The following is a 16,677-nucleotide window of genomic DNA, read 5'->3' as shown; positions in this document are numbered from 1 at the left end:
CATATGGGTTGCTCCACGACGAACAACGCGTGGTGGCCAGCCTCGCTATTCTGATCTTGCCATCGAGACAGCCTTGTCCCCGGGCATGGTGTTCGGACTGCGGCTACGCCAGGCCGAAGGCTTCCTTGAATCGGTATTGCAATTGATGGGATTGGCACTCTCCGTCCCCGATCATACCACGCTCAGCCGTCGGACACGGACATGGCAATCGCCCAGCAAACGGCAGCATCCTCAGGTTCCTCTGGGCGGACGGGTGCATGTTCTTGTCGATAGTACCGGCCTTCAAATCTATGGCGCGGGCCAGTGGCTGAAGGAGAAACATGGCGCGCCAAATCCCGTCGCGGTTGGCGCAAACTGCATCTGGCGCTGGATGCCGATAGCGGCGAGATCATCGCCCACACAATGACCGACCAGGACACAGGCGATGCCTCGCAGGTGGGGCCACTTCTCAATCAGATCGACGGTCCAATCGGACGGTTAACCGCCGATGGTGCCTATGATGGAAAGCCCATCTACGACGCGATCATCAACCACAGTGCCGATGTTGCCATCGTCATTCCGCCACGGGTCAATGCGGTCGAACCGGCCGGCAATCGATCTCTCGGCCAAAGAGATCAGCATATCGCCGCGATAAGCAGAGACGGGCGGATGAAGTGGCAAGCTTCCACCGGCTACGGCAAGCGTGCGCGGGTCGAGACCGCCATCGGACGATACAAATCCATCATCGGACCGCGTCTGCGGGCTCGGTCGTTTCACGTTCAGCAGACGGAAGTCGCCATCGGCTGCGCCGTCCTCAACCGCATGCTTGCCTGCGCACGCCCGAAGTCCGTCCGCCGCAAGGCAAAGCGAGCGTAGCCCACGTCATCAAACAATCAAAGATCGAGATCCGCCGTGCTCCAGATCCGTGCACCAAAGCCGTTTCAAACGGCTACGGCTGTGCCCACCGAGTTCATCGCGAATTAAAAAAGCCGACGCTATGGCGCCGGCTTTTTCATCTGGTCATCAGTGCAAGGCTTCCTCGCCCTTGTCGGCATCGAGGATGGCGTCAACCGAGATCATGTCGGGCATTTTGAGGCTCTTCGTTCCCCCGCGTGTTGCAAGCAGGAACACCAGGTAGACCACGCCGATCGCGAACATGATTGCAACATAGGACCATGGTTTCGCAAACGATGCATCGCGGAAAATCGCGAGTTCGAATGCGAGCCAGAGGATAGCCACCATGAGCACCGGTGTTTCCCATGCTCCAAGACGAAAGCCTTGGCTTGGCGGCAAATTGGTGCGCTGGAACGCGTAGATTAGGATGGTGACCGCATAGATGATTGCCGGAAGCAAGGTTGCAGCCGAAAACAGTGCGAATAGCGCATCCGTCTGTTTCGCGAACAAAGCAAGGATGACCTGGCCGACGACGGCCATGAACACGGTAGCGTTCACAGGCGTCTTCAACGAAGGGCTGATGCGATGCCACAGCTGCCAGCCTGGGAAGCGCTCATCACGAGACATGGCCCAAACGAGACGGGTGCCGCTCAGCAGGATGACGAGGCCGCAGGAGAAGATCGAGATGACGACCAGCACCAGAAGGAGATTGCCGAGAACCGGTCCGAGAACGCGGTTGATGACGTCGGCAATCGGGGTCGCAGAGCCGCTGATCGCGGTCAGGTCGCCGAGCAGCGCCGTGACGGCGATGAGAAATAGCATGCCGATAGTGCCGAGGCTCAGGACAGCCTGCCACATGGCCTTGGGCACGACACGCGCGGGATCGCGGGTCTCCTCAGCAAGGTTCGCCGCGGATTCGAAACCGACGATCGTGAACGCACCGAGGAGTGTACCCATGATCCAGGGACCAACGCTCGTCAGCGTGCCGAGCGAATAGTAGCCCTCCTGCGCGACGCTTCCGGTGCTGAAAAGGTTCGAGAAGTTGAGTTCATTGTTGTAGGCGCCGACAGCAAACAGCAACACGACGAGACCGATCATGCCGACGAGCTGGATGGTTACCGCGACGGCGTTGAATTTTTGGGTGAACTTCGTCGAGAAGGCGATCATGACGGCCTGCGCGATGATCACGACACTGGTGATCCACCAGGCGTTCTCGGCAGTCCCCCCATAGCTGAGCAGGACCGGAAGGACGGTCGAGGCGATCGTATAGTCGACCGCGACAAGGACCACGGCAAGGAAGGTAAACCCGATCCAGCCCATGATCCAGCCGAAGACCGGATTGGTCAGACGCGATGCCCACTGGTAGATGTAGCCGGTTACCGGAATACGGGCGGCAAGCGAACCGATGATCAATGCGACCATGAGCTGGCCGATGACGACGACGGGCCAGGTCCAGATGCCCATCGGGCCGGAACTCGAGAGCATTGCGCCATAGGCGGTAAAGATGCCCGTGGCGATCGAGACGAAGCCGAACGCGACCGCGAACGACTGGAACGGCGTGACGTCGCGCTTGAGATGGTCGTGATCGGTTTGCCCAGGCGCGGAGCCGGGAGTGGATACTGTAGTCATTGAATTCCCCTGTTTCTTGCCCAGTTGCGTCGGTTAAGCGAACTCGTGTTCGACATCGCTCCAGAGGCTGACGCGACGCCCCTTGGATTCAAAAAACTCCATCTCCCGCTTGACACCGGCGCTCTCCTGCCAGCCCGGGCCGTCGATCACGACGATCTCGTCCATGGCTTCCATGAAGACCTGGTCGATCGGAGCCCACAGTTTGCCGATGGCCGCCTTGTCGAGATCCGACAGGTGGCCGTTGATCGGATGGGACATGGAAATCTGGCTGAAGACGGTCGATCCGCTCCGAGCGATCTTGGCGGCGACCGCATTCGCCTCGTTGAACCTGCGGTCGACGACCTCACGATCGGCATGACCATACGGGCCTGCGAGAAATATCTTTCGCATGCAGCATAAACTCCTGGATTTTAAGCGTTCGGTGGTGCGTCAGTCGCGCCAGCCGCGCGATCGCTCGACGGCTTTCTTGAACAACGCGTGGTGTGCCTCGGTGACCGATCCGTCGGGTTCGTAACGCACGCTCCTGTCGCGGGCTGCGGTGACGTCGAGGCCACAGAATTCCGCGAGCCCGAGGGCCGTCAGTTCGTGCATCGCCGGGACGGTGATGGTGCGGGCGCTGGCCGATGCGAGGAACTGGGCGAAGTAGGCGCTTTGCGACAATCCACCGTCGATCGAAATGCTGGGACCGAGATCCGTGACCTCGGAGGCGGCCTTGATCAGCCCGACAGTCAGCATTGCGATGCCTTCCAGGACCGCGCGGACGAGGTCACGCCGATCCGTGGCGTGGTCCATGCCGATGAACATGGGCGCGGCGGTTCGGTCCCAATATGGGGCTGCGAGACCTGACAGAGCCGGGACGAAGATGATCCCGCGGCTCAGCGCCGATGGCCCCTCGAATACGCCCAGCTCTTCCAGCGCAGAATAGAGGCCGATATTTCTGGCCCATTCCAGCGCTGAGCCCGCGTCGTAGACGCCGCCTTCGATGGCAAAGGCCGTGCCGCTGTCCTTCAGCGCCCAGGCGACGGTCGGAAGCAACTCCGACTGTGGTGGGCGTTCGTTGCCGCTCACGGCGAGGAGAAATGCTCCGGTTCCAAACGTTATCTTGCAGTCACCGGGCTTCCGGCATCCATGACCGAACAGGGCTGCTTGCTGGTCGACGATGGAGGCTTTTACGGGAATGCCGTTAATCTGGCCAAAATCATCGTCCACGTTCGCGATACGCGGGAGGCATTCCCTGGGAACGCCGTGCAAGGTGCAAAGCTCGTCGCTCCACGTGCCCGTCGCAAGATCAAGAAGACCGGTCCGCGACGCTGTCGCGAGATCGGTGGCGAAGATGTCCGCCAGAGAATCGAGGAAGAATGCGTCTGTCGTCCCGAGACGAAGTCGGCCTGCCTTGTAGGCTTCCTCGATGCTCGGAACATGACGGAGGAGCCAGGCGAGCTTGCTGGCTGAGAAATACGGATCGAGCGGAAAACCGCAGATGCGCTTGGAGGTTTCCTCGGCGTCGCTGCCCAGATCGGCGAGATACTTCGTCGTTCGGGAATCCTGCCACACGATCACGGGTGAAAGCGCTTCCTTGGTCTCGGCATCCCATGCCAGGCAGCTCTCCCCCTGGTTTGCGATTGCGACCGCATCGACCGTCCCGGCTGCATCCAGAACGGTGACGATATTCTTCAGAAGCTCGTGCGGATCGTGCTCGACCCAGCCCGCGAACGGGTGGTCCTGGCCGTGCTTGCGGCTGGCGACGATCTTCCATTCGCCTCCGTCCTCCACGACCAGGCATCGGGTCGATGTCGTTCCTTGGTCTATCGATGCGACACGCATTCAAACTTCCTCCCTGAAGCCGAAGTGGACGCTTTGCGCGCCCGTCGAATTGTTTGGTCGTGGGACGATGATCCGGCTTTCCGGCCGCCATATTGCGTTGCGCTGCCAAACCTCGCGTCCATCGATGGACAACGAGAGCGTCCCCTCAACCCTGCGCTGGAAGCGCAGTTGAAAGTCCTTCAGGCCACCGGGAAGCGCTGAACCGCTTCGCAGGAGGCTCGGCACGACAAGCTTGATAGGAGCGTCGTAGGTGACCTTCGTCGGAGCGGCCCTTGCCGGGTCGCCAAGCAGGTCCGCCGCGAGGGCCGTTCCGATGGCCCTGCCCTCGCGGAACGCCCATCCTCCGGTCTCGACGGCTCGCAGCACATTGCCCGCAGCGAAATAGCGGGGGTTTTCGCAGCGGCCGTCCTGATCGACAGCCGGGCCCGCGCTACCCAAGTCGACGGCTAGCCCGGAGGTCAGGAATAGCGAGGCCTCTGGCGTAAACCCGCCGGAAAACAGAATGCCGTCGCATTCGATTGTTTCGACGATATCGCCGCGCTTGATCCGTACGGCCTCAACGCGGCCGCGGCCGAGAATATCGACAACCTGCGCATCGCGATGGAATGGAACACCCATCAGGGGCGGAAACCAGTTCAGTGGCGCGCGCACTAGGGAATGCGATCTCGGCTCAAGGACTGCGGCGGGACGGGCGCCATGGCTGAGGCATGTCCAGATCGCGGAGAGCGTAACGAGTTCCGATCCGACAATGACCGGGCGATGGAACGGCATCATGTTGTGGAAGGCGGCATAGGCCTGCAAGGTGCCTGTCGTGACGATGCCGACCGGACGGTCGCCTGTCACGAACCGTGCGGCGCGTGTGGTCTCCCGCACCCCGGTCGTCATAAGCACGCGCTTGGCCGACAGGGTCTGAAGGCCATCGGGGTTCGCAACGAGGAGTTCGCCATCTTCTCCCAGTTGGGCAACAGAGTGACCGTATCGCAGATCGATGTCGTGCCTGGCGATCTCCCGCTCTAGGCGGCGGCCATAGGCAGCGCCCAGATAGACGCGGCCGAACTCGAGCATTCCAAAGGGCGAATGGCCGCAGTGCCGCGTCGCTCCGCCAAGGTAACGCTCCCTCTCGAGGAGCGTGATTTTGCCAACGCCGGCCTTTCGCATCGCAATTGCGGCTGCGACACCGGAAGGACCTCCGCCGACAATGATAACGTCGGACCGGTTCATTTGCCGCCCTCCTGCTCGACCGCAAGCGGTGTAGCGAGATAGCCCTTGCTGATTTCGGCGAGCCTGGCGTTGCAGTAGAAGCCTTGGCAGCGCCCCATCCCTGCGCGCGTGCGCCGTCGCAGGCCGCCGAAATCACCGGGCGGAAGCGGGCTGCTCAGTGTGGCTTCGATCTCGCGGCGTGTGACCATCTCGCAGTGGCAGACGATGTCGCCGTGGTTTGCGGCTTGCCAGTCCCGCGGTCTGCTCTCGGCAAGATTCGGCATGTGCACCTTCGGTGTCGCACTGGAGGCGAACTCGCCGCGCTCTGCACCGCCATGAAGCTTCAGAGCATGTTGTGCGAGGCCGAGGGCGGAACTGAGCCCGGTGGAACGAATCCCGCCAAGGGTGATGGCATTGTGCCCGGCGCGATGGATGACGCGGTATTCCTTCTTCTCCGTCGCGGGACGCAGGCCCGCATAAACCGCAGTGACCGGAATATGGGCGAGACCGGGGACGAGCTTGCTTCCATGCGCAACGAGCGCCGCGAGCGTGTCATGTTCGACTGTCGCCCGGATGCGATCGTCCTGTTCTTCGGCAGTGGGACCGACCAGAATGTTGCCGAATGCCGTCGGACAGACGACGACACCCTTGGTGATCTCGTTCGGCACCGGGAGAATAATGGTCTTCAGCTGCCGTGATGCCGCCTTGTCGAGGACGACGAACTGGCCTTTGCGAGGCTTGATCAGGAACTCGGGCTGGAATCCCAGACGGGCATCGACATGGTCGCCGAAAAGACCTGCTGCGTTGACCACCCATTTTGACCTGATGTCGCCCCGGTTGGTTTCGAGCAGCCACGTCCCGTCGAATGCCCCTGCCCGTACCTCGCACTGGCGAAGGACGTTTGCGCCAAGCGCAATCGCCTGATTGACGTAAGCAAGGGGCGCTGACCACGGATCGATGACGTGTTCATCGAGAACATGAAGCGCTGCAACCAGATTGTGTGCCAATCCGGGCTCCACAGTGCGCGCTTCTGCAGAGGTCAACAACCGGAGACGGTCGATCCCGTTCTGGCGCCCCTGCTCGGTGATCCCTTCGAGCTTCGAGGCTTCATCGGGAGTCCAGGCGCAAACAAGAGCGCTTGTTTCGACCAGGGGCAAATTCATGTCCTGATGGATATCGAGGTATTCCTGTCGCCCAGCCTGAACCAATGCGAGTTCGAGGCTTGCCTTGGGTGCATCGAACCCTGTGTGAAGGATCGCGCTGTTTGCCTTGGATGCGCCCGAAAGAATGTCGGAGCCCTTCTCGATGAGGGCGACTTTCGCGCCCGCAAGAGCGAACCTTCGGGCAACCGCGCAGCCGACGATACCGGCCCCGATGATCGCGACGTCGAAAAGCTCACTGCCGGAGAGTTGCGATTGTGCGTTCACAACATAAATTCCTACCGTTTGGGCGATTTATGACTGAACGGTAACAATAACCGCATCATTCTGTAAAGCGGGAATCCTCTCAGACCTCGTCATGCACCCCTTCAACGTTGAATATACGAGGATTTTTTCATATCTGAATGCTTTGCATCTCGACCATTCGGTCGCTATATGTGGACACATTCCTGTGTTTTTTGCCCGTTCGGGCATGTTGCAGCAATGAGATCAGGCGTTATCGGAGAGGTTCACCAGTGCGTCCACACGAGCGTCACGAAGAGATAATCCGGCTTGTCACCCGTCGCGGCGAGGTCAGCGTGGATCAACTTGCCGACGAGCTCGAGGTCTCGCGCGAGACGATCCGCCGGGATCTGGTCGGCCTCGACGAGTTGGGCAGGCTTCAGAAGTTCCATGGCGGAGCCAAACTCCGCTCCATCGCTGCAATGGAGATTGGCGGTGAAGGACCATTTGCGGCACGGATGGCCGAAAACCTCTCGGCCAAGCGCCAAATCGCAAAGGCGGCTGCAAGCCTCCTGTCCCCAGGAGACAGTCTTTTCATCGATACCGGGACGACGACCGTTCTGTTCGCCGAAGCCATCGCCGGATTATCGGGCCTGACGGTGATTACAAACAGCACTCGCATTGCATCGCTCGTATCCGCCGGCGGTGACAACAAGGTCTTTCTGATCGGTGGTGCGTTCAGCATGGATGCGTCAGAAACGGTCGGCTCCCTGGCGGTCGAGCAGATCGCCCGCTTTCGAGCACGCCACGCATTCCTGACCGTCGGCGCGCTGGATGGAACGGGTCTGCTGGACTTCGATGAGGCGGAAACGCAGATCGCCAGAGCGATGATCGAGCGGGTTGAGACGGTGACCGTGCTCGCCGATGCTTCGAAATTCAACAAACGCGGCATATTCGAGGTGGCCGGGTGGGATCACGTGAGCCGCCTCGTCACAGACGCCGAACCGCCGGCAAACATCGCACACGCCATGGAAATGGCTGGCACTTTAGCCATTATCACAACCCAATGCTTAGACTCCCGAACGCGGTCATCTAAATCGAAATTGCTGTAAATTGTAGCTCCTGACGGCTTTGGTGCACGGATCGGCTCTGTTGCAAACTTCCATTTTGGTTATGATGGCCGTTGGTCGGGACATCGATTACCTGGCAGCCTCGCGGTTTTCGAAATTCTGAGCGAGCAGTGCTACAGCCTCCGTCAGCGCGCTCGGTCCGATGCCGAAAGCACGTTCAACGATGCGTGCTTCTCCACGGACGTCGCCCGTCAGGTTGAAAATCGCAGCCTGTCCTTTGCGCAAAGCGCGCATGACCTCGAAACCTTTGATCGTCGCATAGGCCGTTTTCAGCGTCTTGAACCCTCTCACCGGTTTGATCAGTTGCTTCAGCTTGCCGTGATCGGGGGTCGTTTGCGGGAGGGGGCGAAATCCTACGCTAAGCCGAGGACGCGCTTCCCATAGTCCCTGAGTTCGCCCTTCGGGCCGACATAGCGATATAGAGTGACGCGCTCGATCCCGAGTTCCTTGCACAGATCGGAAACGGAAGTGTCGCGTTGCGCCATGGCGGCCTGGGCGAGACGCACCTGGGCTTTGGTAAGCGCGAATTTTCGCCCGCCCTTTCGTCCGCGTGCTCTGGCGGCGGCAAGACCGGCCATGGTGCGTTCCCGGATCAGATCCCGTTCGAACTCGGCGAGGGTAGCAAAAATGCCGAACACCATGCGGCCGGAAGCGGTCGTGGTATCGATCTGGGCACCCTTTCCGGTCAGCACTCGCAGGCCGATTTTGCGGTCCGACAGATCCTTCACGGTGTTGACCAGGTGGGCGAGCGACCGCCCGAGGCGATCGAGCTTCCAGACCACCAGCACATCGCCGGCGCGCAAGGATTTCAGGCAGGCGGCCAGACCGGGGCGATCGTCGCGGCCGCCGGAAGCGCGATCCTCATAGATATTGTCCTGTTCGACGCCGGCGGCGCGCAGGGCATCCTGCTGCAGGTCGAGGGACTGGGAGCCATCGGCTTTGGAGACTCGGGCGTATCCGATCAGCATGTTTCTTAAACGTTGGTTTGAGGCGGCGCGCCGGCCACGATTGCATCGGCCTCTGGAAATGTATCTCAACCAGCTTCATAAACAAAGCATCTTGAACATCATCAAGTTTTGAAAAAGGAACATCGATGCCGCGTCGTGTCACTCTAACCGATCGGCAGAAGGACGCGCTATTGCGCCTGCCGACCTCGCAGGCGGACTTGCTCAAACACTATACGCGGGCTTTGAGTAGCAGCGGAGCAGAAAATACACATAAGCCATGCCAATCCGCCCCGAGGACGGGCGTGCCTATTGGTGAACCGCGGTTCTGGGGTGGGGAGAGTCGGTCTGCTTTCGGTTATGTAACCAGGAAAACTTGGACACGTCCGAGCGCAGAAAAGGAGAAGGCGGCCATCGATCAAGTTGAACGATCCATGATCGCCGTAAATCGCTGGCCGGCGGCTAGCGCTGGAAAGTGAGGTGGACAGTCCCACTCTCGGCTGTTTCTGTCTTAACGGTGTAGCCGGCCTCCAACCCGCGCAACTCGTCCCAGAGGCGTATGCCGCGCCCGAGCAGGATGGGTGTGACGGCGACATGCAGACTATCGACAAGGCCGGCCTTGAGATAGTCGCGGACGACGGTGGGTCCGCCGCCGATGCGTATATCCTTACCGTCAGCGACCCTCGCCGCCTGCCGGAGTGCATCGGCAAGGGACGTGTTCAGAAAATGAAACGTGGTGCCTCCAGCCATCTCGATGGGAGACCGCGCCTTATGCGTGAGGACAAAGACCGGGACGTGGAACGGAGGTTCTTCTCCCCACCAACCGCGCCAGTCGGGATCGTTTGGGTGAGCGTGAAATCCGAACATGCCGGCGCCGATAATCTCGGCACCAATATTTGAGAAATATGCCTGTGCATATTGCTCATCGACGCCGGTGGTGCCCGTTCCGGACGTGTCTTTGAACACGCGCTCACGCACCGTTCGGGTAGCAGCATAAGCAGCAACCAGACGCGGCCAGTCAGCGCCAAACGGATTCTCTGGCGTCTGATCTGTGGTTGTAGCGAAACCGTCCAGGGAAATGTTGAGATCGACACGAACTGCCATTTGCCTCTCCTAATAGTAAGGTATATGCCTTATTAATGGCTCCAGCATGCAAAGGCAAGTGCCTTATTATTGACGCACGTGCCCGACCCGCTCTACCCTGGCGCATGCCTTATCATTCGACCCCGCTCGACCTTGCCTTTCATGCTCTCAGCGACCCGACCCGCCGCGCCGTGGTGTCGCGGCTTGCCGAAGGGGAGATGCGGGTCAGTGTTCTGGCCGAGCCCTTCGACATGGCGCTGCCCTCCTTCGCCCAGCATCTCAAAGTGCTGGAAGATTGCGGATTGATCGCCAGCGAAAAGCGCGGGCGAAGCCGCTGGTGCCGGCTTGAGCGGGCGCGCTTCGAGGAGGCTGCAAACTGGATGGAAGCGGAGCGGCGACGCTGGGCCGAGCGGCTCGACCGATTGGAAGCCTATCTGGACAAGGCGGAAGGGAATTTCGATGGAAAAGCTGTTTGAGACCTGGTCGCTCGACCGTGAGATCGTTCTGGTCAAGGTGCTGAAGCACCCGCGCCGCAAGGTTTTCGCCGCCTGGATGGATCCAGAAGCGCTGGCACAATGGTATGGCCCGGCCGGCCTCGTCATCGAGAACCATGAGGCCGATATCCGCGAGGGTGGATTATGGCGCTTCGACATGGTGGGCGAGTTCGAGGGCCAACAGCAGCGCTTCCCCAATCTGATGCGCTTCCTCAAGATCGTCCCCAACGAACTGATCGTGGTGGACTACGGTAGTCCGGAGCCCGACGATCCCGAGCGCTGCTACATGACAATTACTTTCGATGAACAGGCTGACGGCAAGACCGTGCTGACCATGCGCCAGCTTCACCCCAGTCGCGAGCGGCGGCAGGTGGTCATCGACTTCGGCGCGGTGGAATATGGGCTGCAGACGCTGGACGGCCTCGCCGCCTGGCTGGATGCTTGAATGTGGCCATTTGGAAGTTGGCGGTCGCCGGTAAAGTACCATGTTCGACCGCTTTCAGGACATTTACCGCCCTACCCGAACGGCGAGAATGGGGGTCGAAGGCTGCCGCAGCCACCTCTCCAACAAACCCCGGTTTATTGCACCACGGAACGACACACCGGCGATCCTGGGGCAATGATGCGTCGATTTCATATAAAGTCTTGGATAAACCTATAGTCAGAAAACCTGCCCCTCGATAGGTTGATAAACGAAGGGACGCAGATCATCATGCTGATCGGCTATATGCGGGTATCGACGGCCGAGCAGAGCCTTGACCTCCAGCGCGATGCGCTCGAGAAGGCCGGCTGCCGGAAAATCTACCAGGATGTCTGTTCGGGTCGCTCGGTTGCGCGGCCCGGCCTTGCCCAAGTGCTCGACAACGCTCGTGACGGCGACGCGCTCGTCGTCTGGAAACTGGACCGGATCGGTCGCTCCTTGCCGCACGTCGTCGGGCTTGTCGGCGAGCTTCAGAAACAGGGTATCGGGCTGAAGGTGCTGACCGGTGACGTCGACACGACCACGGCGACGGGGCGTCTCGTCTTCGGCATCTTCGCGACGCTCGCCGAGTTCGAGCGCGATCTCATTTACGAACGCACCATGGCGGGTCTGGCGGCTGCGCGAGCACGGGGTCGCACCGGCGGACGGCCGCGGATGATGACCCGGCCGAAGCTTAAGACCGCGATGGCGATGATGGCGGACCGGGACAACAGCGCCCGCGATGTCGCCACCCAGCTCGGCGTCTCGCTGTCGACGCTCTATGCCTATGTCGACAGCAAGGGCCAAGCTCGCCCGCGTGCGGCGGATCTTCTCAAGAAGCGTTCGGTCACCACGAAATAGGAGAGCCCGTGCCGGTCAGCTTCCTCACCGAGGACCAGGTCCGGCGCTACGGTCGTTTCACGGACGAACCATCCTCCGACCAGCTGGTACGGTATTTTCATCTCGACGACGCCGATCGGGCGTTTGTTGCCGAGCATCGGGGCGATCGCAACCGTTTGGGTGTCGCCGTCCAGCTCGGATCGGTGCGCCTGCTCGGAATGTTTCTGGAAGACCCGGCGACCGCGCCGACGTCGGTCGTCGGCTACGCGGCCGAGCAACTCGGTCTCGATGATCGGGGGGCGATTGTCGCCTATGCGAACGACCGGGCTCGCTGGCGGCATATCCCTCGCATTCGGGACCGCTACGGCTATCGCACTATCACCGCGCCCGGCGTGTCATTCCGGCTGAGTCGCTTTCTTTACGCCCTTTGCTGGACCGGCACCGACCGGCCCTCGGCGCTGTTCGATCGCGCTGTTTCCTGGCTGCTCGCAAACAAGGTATTGCTGCCGGGACTGTCGGTGCTTGAGCGGACGGTCTCCCGTATTCGCTCCCGTGCCAACGCCCGTTTGTTCCGCCGCCTCGTTGACAAGGTGACGCCAGAACAGCGCGAGCGTCTCGATACTCTCGTGGCCGTGCCGCAAGGTGCACGCCAGAGCCCGCTCGACCGGCTTCGCGATGGTCCTTACATCCAGAGCGGACCTGAGATCAGCCGGGCGCTGACGCGCCTTGAAGAGATTCGTGTAATCACGCAAGGTCTGCCGGAGATCGACCGGCTACCGCCCGGACGCATCAATGCGCTTGCCCGCTTCGCGTCGGCCGCCAAGGCGCAGGCGGTCGCCCGCCTTCCCGCCGATCGGCGGACCGCGACGCTTCTCGCCTTCATCCGGACGCTCGAATCCAGCGCGAGCGACGACGTCATCGATCTGTTCGACGTCGTCACCACGACGATCTTTTCCAACGCGCAGGCAGTGTCGAGAGAAGCGCGGATGCGCTCGCTTCGCGACCTCGACGCCGCTGCCCTGAAGCTGCGCGACGCTACCGCCGTGCTGTTCGACGAGGCAACGCCGGATGCTCAGGTCCGCGCGGTCATCTTTGAGACGGTTGGCCGTGACCTGCTCGAAGCCGCCTATGACAAGGTCGGCGCGCTCGCCGAGCCGCCTGATGACGTCTATTTCGGCGAACTCAGGAAACATCGCGGGCAGTTTCGCTTCGCGTCCGCACTGCTGCGGGGGCTCGACCTCGCCGCCGCTCCGGCGGGAAAGTCCCTCCTCGACGCCGTCGAACATGTGCGTGCCGTTCAGGATGGCGGCAAACGTTCCGGACCCGCGCCAACCGCCTTCGCGCCCAAAGAGTGGGCTGGCCAGTTGAAAGCGGCCGACGGCAAGATCGATCTGTTCGGCTATCGTCTGTGCGTGCTCGACCAACTCCGGCGCACGATCCGCCGGCGGGATATCTTTGCATCCCGGTCGCTGCGCTACGCCGATCCGCGCAAGGGGCTCCTGTCTGGCGCGGCTTGGGAAGCCGCCCGCCCCGCCGTCTGTCGCACGGTAGGCGTCTCGGCGTCGGCCGACGAGGAACTGGCCCGGCTCTCGACACGTCTCGATCTTGCCTATCGCGAAACCGCCGCTCGCGCGCCTGCCCATCCGGCCCTGTCAATCGAGACGACGCCTGCCGGCACCGATCTGTCAGTCGCCCGACTCGACAAGATCGAGGAGCCGCCGAGTCTGGTCGCGCTCCGCGCCGCTGTCGAGGCCCGGCTCCCGCGGGTCGATTTGCCCGAACTCATCCTCGAAATACAGGCACGGACCGGCTTTGCCGATCTCTTTACCCATGCGAGCGAGGGTGGCTCACGCGCCGAGGACATCGCGACGAGCGTCTGCGCCGTTCTCGTGTCGGAGGCCTGCAATACCGGTTTCGAGCCGCTTGTCCGGCTGGACAGCCCGGCACTTCGCCGCTCGCGTCTAAGCTGGGTGAAGCAGAACTTCCTGCGCACCGAAACGCTGACCGCGGCCAATGCCGCGCTGGTGGCGGCGCAGAACACGGTTCCGCTGGCGCATTCCTGGGGAGGCGGAGACGTCGCCTCGGCCGATGGTCTACGGTTCGTCGTGCCGGTGCGAACCATTCATTCCGGCCCCAATCCCCACTACTTCGGGCATGAGCGTGGCGTCACTTGGTACAATCTGGCATCCGACCAGTTCACCGGCCTCAATGCGATCACCATTCCCGGAACACTGCGCGACAGCCTTTATCTTCTGGCTCTCGTCCTGGAGCAGGAAACCGAGCTTTCTCCCACCGAGATCATGACGGACACGGCGGGCTATACCGATACGATCTTCGGAATCTTCCATCTCCTCGGTTATCAGTTCAGCCCTCGCATAGCCGACATCGGCGGCGCCCGCTTCTGGCGGGTGGATAAGAAAGCCGATTACGGTCTGCTCGATGATCTTGCGTCGAACAGGATCAACATGCGTCTCATCGCCGAACACTGGGACGACCTTCTGCGACTTGCAGGTTCGTTGAAACTCGGCGTCGTGCGGGCCGCCGGTCTCACGCGGCCCCTCCAGACTAACGATCGGCCGACGAGGCTGGCCCGCGCGCTTCAGGAACTCGGGCGCCTGATCAAGACGCTCTATCTACTGCGCTTCATCGATGACGAGAATTATCGCCGACGCATCCTTATCCAGTTGAACCGCGGCGAAAGACGCCACAGGCTCGCCCGCGTGATCTTCCATGGCAAGCGCGGCGAACTCCGCCAGCGCTATCGTGACGGCCAGGAAGACCAACTCGGTTCGCTAGGCCTGGTGGTCAACGTCATCGTGCTCTGGAACACGATCTACATGGACGTCGCCCTCAATCAGCTGCGCGCCGAAGGATACGAGGTGAAGCCCGAGGACATCGCTCACCTCTCGCCGTTGAGCTTCGGCCACATCAACATGCTCGGGCGCTACGCCTTCACTCTGCCGGATATCATCGCGCGCGGCGAACTCAGGCCGCTGCGCGATCCAAGAAACGTCGGCATCGACGACCTGTAGGCGAGCTTGTGTGTGTTTTCTGTTCCGTTGCTACTCAGAGCCCGAGACAATTACCGCATATGCAGCGCTATGTAAATATTTGCTGCGCAGTGAATCGAGCTTCGAAAGCTTTCGATTTGGGTTGCATTCCAGCTCAGCGCGAGGGCGAGACCAATGAGCGGGTTGGACCGAGGGCTGGGTTCGGGGATCGTCGCCGCTCCCTTGGCACGGCCTTCAGTCTCGTGAAGGCCGCGGGCTCGACTTCGCGATTCCTCGTCATCCGACTTCGACCGGCGGCGAGCATGTTGCTCAAAAGAGGTGACGCCGCCTGATGCACGCTAGAGCTCGATCTCGGCGGCTTCCTCCTGGCCGCCGGAAAAGTCGGGCATGATGTCGCCCGCCAGCAGCTTCTCCTTGCTGAGCAGTCCGGCATCCTCCAGCGCCTCGAAATCTGGCAGGTCGCGCAGCGTGTCGAGGCCAAACTCCAGCAGGAATTCTTTTGTCGTGACATAGGTGTACGGCGCGCCCGGCGTTGGGCTGCGCGGACCGGAAGCGATCAGGCCGGCACCGCGCAGATGACCAATAAAATCGCGACTGATCTCCTTGCCGAAGAAGGACGACAGTTCGGCGCGGGTGATCGGCTGGAAGTAGCCGATGCACATCAGCACCAAAACCTCCGACTGCGTAAGGTCGGCCGTCTTCCCACTTCCACCTACAGCAGCGCGGATGGCGTCTGCATAGGCAGGCCGGGTCAAATGTTTCCAGCCGCCGGCGACCGAAACCAGATCGTAAGGGCGGCCGCGCAGCTCCTCGCGGATGTCGTCGATGAGAAGATCAATGCTGCAGCTTTTCCCGACGATGCGGGCGAGCATTTCGCGGTCGACCGGCTCGCTAGCGGCGAAGATCGTTGCTTCGACCCGGTGCATCCATTCACGCCAACGCGCTTCCGGCGGCAGATGATCCAGTTCCCGGTCAAACAGCTGGTCAGCTGATCGACGGTCATCTGGCCGGCTCCCTCCTCGCCTGCGAGCTGCCTCCGCCATGGTCGTCAGAGCCCGTAGATGCGGAAGGTCGGTCGGCCGGACAGCTCGCGCACGGCGCCGAGCTCGACCAGGCGGTCGAACAGGCGGCGCAGACCGCGATCACTCATCCCAGCGATGTTTTTCGAGGCGACGATCGCGTCGTCGGACAGGAGTCTTTCGACGACTATGTCCGCCGCCTTGGCTCGGAGTTTCGGCGCGACCGCAAGCAGCCGGTCCGCGCGGCGCTCAAGTTCGGCGAAAAGATCAATGGCGCGCAGCGCAGCGCGCGCCTGCGCCGCCAGCAGGCTTTTGGCCCAATGGGCTTCCGTTTCGGCGCCGGCAGCCAGAGCGGCAGTCACTGGTCGACGCGCCCGGCCCGTACCCACAACTAAGGTCGCTTCGGCGCCCAACAAAGGGATTGCATGTGTCCAGCCTAACTGCTGCGCGAGCAAGACATCGGCAAGCCAGGCTCCGAGAACGCGCCGGAAGCCGTAACGCTCCGCGGCCGCGAAGGCCCCGACCAGCGTTTCGACCGTGCCGGTGTTGGCGGCAAGCTGTCGCAGATCGTCTGTCAGATCGCTGACCGCCTCTTCGTTGAGCGTGAGACCTAGATCTTCCAGCACCGCCGCGACATTTTTCTCCGTCAGCAGATCGTCCGCTGGCCGAGATGCCAGCCGCCGCCAAGCAAGAAGGAAAAGGCCGGCGGGACCGACATTGTCACCCGGTCTTGTGAGCAATACGGCATCGCGCAAGGCCGCTTCGTCCTCGACGCGACCCGCCTGCTT

Annotated in this window: 14 protein-coding genes and 2 pseudogenes; 6 read left to right on the top strand and 10 right to left on the bottom strand. The window is 61.5% G+C overall.

The window, feature by feature from the left end; all coding sequences use genetic code 11:
- Positions 1–855, top strand: a pseudogene (locus tag AO692_RS32230) (IS5 family transposase); the annotation flags it as partial.
- A 147-nt stretch (positions 856–1,002) separates the two neighbouring features.
- Here AO692_RS32230 and AO692_RS11105 read toward each other — a convergent pair.
- Genes AO692_RS11105 through AO692_RS11085 form a run of 5 tightly spaced genes read right to left on the bottom strand, consistent with a single transcriptional unit; the run spans position 1,003 to position 6,953 of the window.
- The gene (locus tag AO692_RS11105) at positions 1,003–2,502 is read right to left on the bottom strand and encodes an amino acid permease (RefSeq protein ID WP_054310132.1); all 1,500 of its coding nucleotides are present in this window, start codon (positions 2,500–2,502) and stop codon (positions 1,003–1,005) included.
- Between the two features lie 33 nt (positions 2,503–2,535).
- Complete coding sequence (locus AO692_RS11100; RefSeq protein WP_054310131.1) at positions 2,536–2,892, bottom strand: DUF1937 family protein; 357 nt, start codon at positions 2,890–2,892, stop codon at positions 2,536–2,538.
- Between the two features lie 39 nt (positions 2,893–2,931).
- Positions 2,932–4,326, bottom strand: coding sequence for an FGGY family carbohydrate kinase (locus tag AO692_RS11095; protein WP_054310130.1), 1,395 nt, complete (start codon positions 4,324–4,326; stop codon positions 2,932–2,934).
- Positions 4,327–5,547 carry an FAD-dependent oxidoreductase gene (locus tag AO692_RS11090; protein ID WP_054310129.1) on the bottom strand — a complete coding sequence of 407 codons (1,221 nt, stop codon included), beginning with the start codon at positions 5,545–5,547 and terminating at the stop codon, positions 4,327–4,329.
- Positions 5,544–6,953, bottom strand: coding sequence for an NAD(P)/FAD-dependent oxidoreductase (locus AO692_RS11085; RefSeq protein WP_082407320.1), 1,410 nt, complete (start codon positions 6,951–6,953; stop codon positions 5,544–5,546). The genes AO692_RS11090 and AO692_RS11085 overlap by 4 nt, the downstream gene beginning before the upstream one ends.
- Before the next feature lie 248 nt (positions 6,954–7,201).
- Here AO692_RS11085 and AO692_RS11080 point away from each other — a divergent pair, with 248 nt between their 5' ends.
- Positions 7,202–8,020: a DeoR/GlpR family DNA-binding transcription regulator gene (locus AO692_RS11080; RefSeq protein ID WP_054310127.1), complete on the top strand. Its 819-nt coding sequence runs from the start codon at positions 7,202–7,204 to the stop codon at positions 8,018–8,020.
- Positions 8,021–8,107: 87 nt separating this feature from the next.
- Here AO692_RS11080 and AO692_RS11075 read toward each other — a convergent pair.
- From AO692_RS11075 to AO692_RS11065, 3 genes and pseudogenes are all read right to left on the bottom strand, one after another.
- A pseudogene (locus AO692_RS11075) lies at positions 8,108–8,362 on the bottom strand (DDE-type integrase/transposase/recombinase); the annotation flags it as partial.
- A gap of 29 nt (positions 8,363–8,391) precedes the next feature.
- Entirely contained in the window at positions 8,392–9,006 is a 615-nt protein-coding gene (locus AO692_RS11070; RefSeq protein WP_054310126.1) for a recombinase family protein, read from the bottom strand.
- 438 nt (positions 9,007–9,444) lie between these two features.
- The gene (locus AO692_RS11065) at positions 9,445–10,086 is read right to left on the bottom strand and encodes a dihydrofolate reductase family protein (protein WP_054310125.1); all 642 of its coding nucleotides are present in this window, start codon (positions 10,084–10,086) and stop codon (positions 9,445–9,447) included.
- 104 nt (positions 10,087–10,190) lie between these two features.
- Between AO692_RS11065 and AO692_RS11060 the strand changes: the two genes are divergently transcribed.
- The 4 genes from AO692_RS11060 to AO692_RS11045 all read left to right on the top strand — a co-directional run bounded on the left by AO692_RS11060 (position 10,191) and on the right by AO692_RS11045 (position 14,891).
- A complete protein-coding gene (locus AO692_RS11060; protein ID WP_054310124.1) occupies positions 10,191–10,541 on the top strand; it encodes a metalloregulator ArsR/SmtB family transcription factor in 351 nt (116 codons plus the stop codon).
- On the top strand, positions 10,525–11,004 hold the full coding sequence (locus tag AO692_RS11055) for an SRPBCC family protein (RefSeq protein WP_054310123.1): 480 nt from the start codon (positions 10,525–10,527) through the stop codon (positions 11,002–11,004). The genes AO692_RS11060 and AO692_RS11055 overlap by 17 nt, the downstream gene beginning before the upstream one ends.
- A gap of 267 nt (positions 11,005–11,271) precedes the next feature.
- Positions 11,272–11,880: a recombinase family protein gene (locus tag AO692_RS11050; protein ID WP_054310133.1), complete on the top strand. Its 609-nt coding sequence runs from the start codon at positions 11,272–11,274 to the stop codon at positions 11,878–11,880.
- A gap of 8 nt (positions 11,881–11,888) precedes the next feature.
- Positions 11,889–14,891, top strand: coding sequence for a Tn3 family transposase (locus tag AO692_RS11045; protein WP_054310122.1), 3,003 nt, complete (start codon positions 11,889–11,891; stop codon positions 14,889–14,891).
- Positions 14,892–15,208: 317 nt separating this feature from the next.
- On the opposite strand, the gene AO692_RS11040 is transcribed toward AO692_RS11045, so the two are convergent.
- On the bottom strand, positions 15,209–15,913 hold the full coding sequence (locus tag AO692_RS11040; protein WP_054310121.1) for an SMC-Scp complex subunit ScpB: 705 nt from the start codon (positions 15,911–15,913) through the stop codon (positions 15,209–15,211).
- Between the two features lie 5 nt (positions 15,914–15,918).
- On the bottom strand, positions 15,919–16,677 hold a 759-nt coding region (locus AO692_RS11035; protein WP_054310120.1), incomplete at its 5' end, for a DUF1403 family protein.

It is taken from the genome of Mesorhizobium sp. 1M-11, from assembly GCF_001303895.1.
Classification (GTDB): Bacteria; Pseudomonadota; Alphaproteobacteria; order Rhizobiales; family Rhizobiaceae; genus Mesorhizobium.
Note: the sequence above shows the minus strand (reverse complement) of the source record. Positions and strands in the feature narration are given on the sequence as shown.

Excerpts from the sequence above, each read along its gene's own strand:
- AO692_RS11060 (WP_054310124.1), top strand. The coding sequence starts at position 10,191 with ATGCCTTATCATTCGACCCCGCTCGACCTTGCCTTTCATGCTCTCAGC.
- AO692_RS11100 (WP_054310131.1), bottom strand. The coding sequence starts at position 2,892 with ATGCGAAAGATATTTCTCGCAGGCCCGTATGGTCATGCCGATCGTGAG.
- AO692_RS11050 (WP_054310133.1), top strand. The coding sequence starts at position 11,272 with ATGCTGATCGGCTATATGCGGGTATCGACGGCCGAGCAGAGCCTTGAC.
- AO692_RS11090 (WP_054310129.1), bottom strand. The coding sequence starts at position 5,547 with ATGAACCGGTCCGACGTTATCATTGTCGGCGGAGGTCCTTCCGGTGTC.
- AO692_RS11095 (WP_054310130.1), bottom strand. The coding sequence starts at position 4,326 with ATGCGTGTCGCATCGATAGACCAAGGAACGACATCGACCCGATGCCTG.
- AO692_RS11105 (WP_054310132.1), bottom strand. The coding sequence starts at position 2,502 with ATGACTACAGTATCCACTCCCGGCTCCGCGCCTGGGCAAACCGATCAC.
- AO692_RS11055 (WP_054310123.1), top strand. The coding sequence starts at position 10,525 with ATGGAAAAGCTGTTTGAGACCTGGTCGCTCGACCGTGAGATCGTTCTG.
- AO692_RS11040 (WP_054310121.1), bottom strand. The coding sequence starts at position 15,913 with ATGGCGGAGGCAGCTCGCAGGCGAGGAGGGAGCCGGCCAGATGACCGT.
- AO692_RS11065 (WP_054310125.1), bottom strand. The coding sequence starts at position 10,086 with ATGGCAGTTCGTGTCGATCTCAACATTTCCCTGGACGGTTTCGCTACA.
- AO692_RS11070 (WP_054310126.1), bottom strand. The coding sequence starts at position 9,006 with ATGCTGATCGGATACGCCCGAGTCTCCAAAGCCGATGGCTCCCAGTCC.